Annotated in this window: 4 protein-coding genes; 2 read left to right on the top strand and 2 right to left on the bottom strand. The window is 72.9% G+C overall.

Translation table 11 applies throughout. From position 1 onward, the window contains the following. Positions 1–201 precede the first annotated feature (201 nt). Both G3I65_RS11715 and G3I65_RS11710 read left to right on the top strand, forming a co-directional pair. A complete protein-coding gene (locus G3I65_RS11715; protein ID WP_160696130.1) occupies positions 202–948 on the top strand; it encodes a GntR family transcriptional regulator in 747 nt (248 codons plus the stop codon). Between the two features lie 20 nt (positions 949–968). Next, a complete protein-coding gene (locus G3I65_RS11710; protein WP_160696129.1) occupies positions 969–1,247 on the top strand; it encodes a hypothetical protein in 279 nt (92 codons plus the stop codon). On the opposite strand, the gene G3I65_RS11705 is transcribed toward G3I65_RS11710, so the two are convergent. Next, on the bottom strand, positions 1,232–2,788 hold the full coding sequence (locus G3I65_RS11705) for a long-chain-fatty-acid--CoA ligase (protein ID WP_160696128.1): 1,557 nt from the start codon (positions 2,786–2,788) through the stop codon (positions 1,232–1,234). The two genes, G3I65_RS11710 and G3I65_RS11705, sit on opposite strands and share 16 nt — an antisense overlap. Positions 2,789–3,002: 214 nt before the next feature. After that, positions 3,003–4,207 (bottom strand): iron chelate uptake ABC transporter family permease subunit (locus tag G3I65_RS11700; RefSeq protein ID WP_160696127.1); only part of this gene is annotated, 1,205 nt, incomplete at its 5' end.

Raw genomic sequence — 4,207 nt, 5'->3', positions numbered from 1 at the left:
GCGGCGACCGCGACCGCCACCAGCAGGCCGGGCACCACCCCTGCCTCGCGGGGAGGTCGGACCGGCGCCTGCGGCGCGGCCGGTGCGTTCCGGATCGTGGTCACCCGTGCCTCCGTGTCAAAATGTACGTACATTCAACTTAGATGATGTACGGACATTTGGCCACGGGTAGGGTCGGCGCGACCAGCCGGGAGGGAAGCCATGCCACCGCGGACGCTCAGCCGCTCCGGCTCCGAGCCGCTCTGGCGCCAGCTCCAGCGCGAGCTGCTGACCAGGCTCGACGCCGGGGAGTTCACCGATCAGTTCCCCGGTGAGCTGGCACTGGTCGAGGAGTACGAAGTGAGCCGCAGCACGGTGCGGCAGGCGCTGCGCCAGCTGCGCGCGGACGGCGTGATCGTCGCCGAGCGTGGCCGTCAGCCGAGGGTGGCGCCGCCCGCGGAGATCGCCCAGCCGCTCGGGGCGCTCTACAGCCTGTTCGCCTCGGTGGAGGCGGCCGGGCTGTCGCAGCACAGCGTCGTACGCACCTTCGACGTCCGCGCGGACGCGCTCGTCGCCGAGCGGCTCGAACTGGAGGCGTCGACACCGCTGGTCTACCTGGAGCGGCTGCGCCTGGCGGGCGGCGAGCCGCTGGCCCTCGACCGCGTCTGGCTGCCTGCCGATGTGGCGAAACCGTTGCTGCCGGCCGATTTCACGCACACCGGCCTGTACGCCGAACTCGCGCGGCGCACCGGCGTGCGGCTCGACCACGGCCGCGAGGAGGTCCGCGCGGTCATCCCGACCGCGGCCGAACGCGCCCAGCTCGCGTGCGCGCACGACGTCGCGGCGTTCGCGATCAACCGCCTCAGCCATGCCCGCGGCCGCCCGGTGGAGTGGCGGCACACGCTGGTCCGCGGGGACCGCTACGCGTTGACGGCGGAGTTCTCTGCCGCAGGCTATCGGCTCGTGTGACGGGTCATTAGGCTGGCGGGATGCGGAATTCCCGCCGGGGCGGGGCCGATCGGGCCGGGTGGATCGGCGGCGTCGCACTGGTCGTCTGGGTGGTTAGCTGGCGCATCGTGTGGCTGGAGATCTTCCGGTGGCGCCACATGACCAAGACGCTCCGGTTCCAGGCGCCCGATCCGCCGGGCGGGATCGCCGTCGTCCCTCGGCCGGGGTGGCCGGTGCGCTGCCTGCGGGTCGCGGCGATCGTGTCGCCGGTGGTGTGCCTGGCCGGGTTCGCGCGGCGGTTCCTTCAGGCCCGGGCGTAGGCGATGTCCTGGCCCGCGCGGACCCAGAGCACGTCGTCGCAGTCCAGGCCCTCGGCGGAAAGCTGCCGCTTGACGACCTTGAACGTCGACGTCCGCGGCAGCTCCCGGACCGTGCGCACGTACTTCGGCACCTGCTTGGGCCCGAGATCGGGCTGATCGGCGAGGAAGCGGCCGAACTCGGCGGGGTCCAGCGTGCCGCCGCCGGTGACGATGGCGGCCATCACCTGGTCGCCGGTCACCGGGTCGGGGACCGCGTAGACCGCGGTGTCGGTGATCGCGGGGTGGCGCAGGAGGATCCGCTCGATCGGCGCGGTGCCGAGGTTCTCCCCGTCGACGCGCAGCCAGTCGCCGAGCCTGCCCGCGAAGTAGTAGAACCCGTTGCTGTCCGCGTAGGCGAGATCGCCGGTGTGGAACACGCCGCCGCGCAGCCGTTCCGCGTCGGCGGCGGGGTCGCGGTAGTACCCGGCGAACCAGCCGGCGCCGGTGGTGTTGACCAGTTCGCCGACGGCTTCCCCGGCGTTGACCAGGTTCCCGGCGTCGTCGAACGCGGCGGGCGGGCACGGCAGGCCGGTGTGCGGGTGCAGGATGGCGACGTCGCCGGCCGGCTTGCCGAGTGAACCGGGCGGGGTGCCGTCGGTGCGGGCGAACCCCACCCCGCCTTCGGTGGAGCCGAACGCGTCGACGACCTTGCAGCCGAAGCGTTTCTCGAACGCGGCCAGGTCGGCGCTCGCGCCCTCGTTCCCGTAGACCAGGCGCAGCGGGTTGTCCGCGTCGTCCGGCCGTGGCGGCGTGGCGACCACATAGGACAGTGGCTTGCCGACGTAGTTCGCGTAGGTCGCGCCGAACTTCCGCACGTCGGGCAGGAAGCCGGAAGCGGAGAACCGGCGGCGCAGCGCGACGGTCGCGCCCGACGCGAGCCCGACCGCCCAGCCCGCCATGATCGCGTTGGAGTGGAACAGCGGCATGGTGACGTACACGGTGTCCGATGTGGACAGCCGGAACCGCTCGGCGAGCATCGCGCCGGGGAACGCGATCTTGCCGTGCGTGCAGCGCACGGCCTTCGGGTCGCCGCTGGTGCCGGAGGTGAAGATCAGCATGAGCAGGTCGTCCGGCGACGCGGCAACGGGTTCGATGGGGGAGTCCGCGGACGGCCAGGAATCCAGGTCCAGCACCGGGATCCCGCCGAGGTCGAGCCCGTCGAGCAGCGGTTGGTACTTCGGCTCGGCGAGGACGAACTGGCAGTCGGCGAGCCGGACGTCCCGGGCGAGGGCTTCGCCGCGCCGGGTCGGGTTGAGGCCGACCAGCACCGCCCCGGCGAACGCGCAGGCGCCCAGGAGGATCGAGAACGCGGGCACGTTGTCGGCCAGGATGCCGACGTGCGGTGGCTTGTTCCGGTCCAGTGCGGCCCGGAGGTCACCGGCGCGGCACGCCGACGCCCGGACGTGCTCGGCCCATGACCAGGTCTCGTCCTCGAACCGCAGGCCCGTCCGGTCGTCCCCGGCGCGGGCCAGCAGCAGTTCGGTCACCGTCGGGACGCTCATCCACGCACCTCCCGGCACCGGTGATCAGAAGTGAAACACGTTCTATTTCTAGCACGGCGCCCGCCGCGTGGTCCACCGTGGTGCCGGTGACCGCCGGTCAGGTGCGTGGTCGGCTGGTCGTGAGTGTTCAGGGCGGTTCTAACCGCCCTGAACACTCACGACCACTGCGGCAGGGCAGGGAGCCGGGCGCCCGCACCCGACTTCGATACCGGCCCTAGCCGTTCGCGCCTCGGCGGTGCCGGTACAACAGCCACACGAAGTACGGTGCGCCGATGATCGCCGTCATCAGGCCGGCCGGGAGCTGGGCGGGGGCGATGGCCGTGCGGCCGATCGTGTCCGCCGCGCAGACCAGGGTCGCGCCCAGCAGCGCCGCGGCCGGGAGCAGGCGGGCGTGCCTGCTGCCGACGATCGCGCGGGCCGCGTGCGGCGCGACCAGGCCGACGAACGTCAGCACGCCGATTCCCGCGACCGCCGCGCCGGTCAGCAGGACGGCGCACGAAAGCAGCAGCAGGCGCGATGGTGCGATCGGCACGCCCAGCACCCGGGGCGTCTCCTCGTCCAGCGCCAGCAGGTCGAGTTCGCGGCGCATGCGGAAGAGCACCGGCGCCACCAGCAGCAGCGCCAGCGCCATCGGCACCAGGTGGGTGAACGTCCGGCCGTACGTCGAGCCGCCCAGCCAGGTGAGTGCCTTGGTCTCGTTCCACGGGTCGGACAGGGTGATCAGCAACGTCACCAATGCCTGCGACGCCGCGTACACGCCGAAACCGATCAGCACCAGGCGTTCGCTGCTGAAACCGCCTTTCGCCGCCACGGCGAAGACCACACCCATCGCCAGCGCCGCGCCCAGGCCCGCGAACCCGGTCAGGGTCCAGAACCCGACCCCGGAGACCAGCGTGATCACGGCGACCGCGCCGAGACCGGCCCCGCCGACGACGCCGATCATGCCCGGTTCGGCCAGCGGGTTGCGGGCGACCGCCTGGGTGAGCGCCCCGCCGAGCGCCAGTGCCGCGCCCGCCAGCAGTGCGGCCACGACGCGGGGGACACGGGTGTCCAGCACGCCGGTGACGATCGGGCCCGCCTGGCCCGCCACCCAGTTGACGACGTCGCCCAGCAGCAGTTTCGCGTCGCCGAGCAGGACCGCGCCGACGGCGACCGTCACGAGCGCCAGCACGCCCAGGATGACGCCGTACCGGACCGTGCTGACCCCGCTTCGCGAGCCGGCCGCGGGTGGTTCGGCGGTCGCCGACGTGATCCGGGCGGTGCGCGCCAACACCACGAGGAAAAGGGCGCCGAGGATCGTCGTCACGACGCCCGTCGGGACCTCCAGCGCGCGCTGCGGGCCGGCGATCGCGCGGAGCAGCACGTCGGCGCCCAGCAGGAGGGCCGCGCCCAGCGCCCCGGCGAGCGGGAGCAGGGCGG

The sequence above is a fragment of the Amycolatopsis sp. SID8362 genome (assembly GCF_010550475.1).
Lineage (GTDB): Bacteria > Actinomycetota > Actinomycetes > Mycobacteriales > Pseudonocardiaceae > Amycolatopsis > Amycolatopsis eburnea.
This window is presented reverse-complemented; position numbering and strand designations above follow the sequence as displayed.